Source organism: Marinobacter santoriniensis NKSG1 (assembly GCF_000347775.1).
GTDB lineage: Bacteria > Pseudomonadota > Gammaproteobacteria > Pseudomonadales > Oleiphilaceae > Marinobacter > Marinobacter santoriniensis.
The window spans coordinates 1-631 of the sequence record NZ_APAT01000002.1 but is presented as its reverse complement, the minus strand read 5'-3'; the positions used below and the strand labels follow the sequence as shown (position 1 = coordinate 631).

Annotated in this window: 2 tRNA genes; both read right to left on the bottom strand. The window is 49.4% G+C overall.

Annotated features, from left to right (window positions below):
* Positions 1 to 253 precede the first annotated feature (253 nt).
* Positions 254 to 329, bottom strand: a tRNA-Ala gene (locus tag MSNKSG1_RS00015).
* 223 nt (positions 330 to 552) lie between these two features.
* Positions 553 to 629, bottom strand: a tRNA-Ile gene (locus tag MSNKSG1_RS00010).
* Positions 630 to 631: the final 2 nt, after the last annotated feature.

The window sequence follows — 631 nt, the reverse complement described above, 5'->3', positions numbered from 1 at the left end:
AGCAACTGGAGACAGTTCCTTGAAGCGATATAACAACCACTTCAACGACAACACCGGATAACGCTTGAAATCGCTATCACTTTGAACATCTTCTCTCGGAGATAATGAGAGAAGAATATTCGTGTTCTATCTCGTCCAATTTGTTAAAGAGCAAATCTGACCCAGTGATCAGAAAGAAGGGCTTCGCCTGATGTCGTTCATCAAACCGAAACACTTGTTTCTGCACACTGCTTATCAGCAGTATCGATCTGTATGGTGGAGCCGAGGAGGATCGAACTCCTGACCTCCTGCGTGCAAGGCAGGCGCTCTCCCAGCTGAGCTACGGCCCCAGAACTTGTCCAGCTTTCGTTACTCGTCGTTGCAACATTCGTTCGCTTCAGTCATGACCCATCGAGGGTCACTCCTTCACTCACTCAAGCTGCGCCTAGATTAACAAAATCTGTACTGCGCCCTGCTTTCGCCTCCTGGATCAGAATTTTTCTGATCTAGGCGTTAAGGTTCGCCGCATAGCCTGCTATGCAAGTACCTTAACAACGACGAGCAGTGAAATTCTGGTGGGTCTGGGTGGACTTGAACCACCGACCTCACCCTTATCAGGGGTGCGCTCTAACCACCTGAGCTACAGACCCAA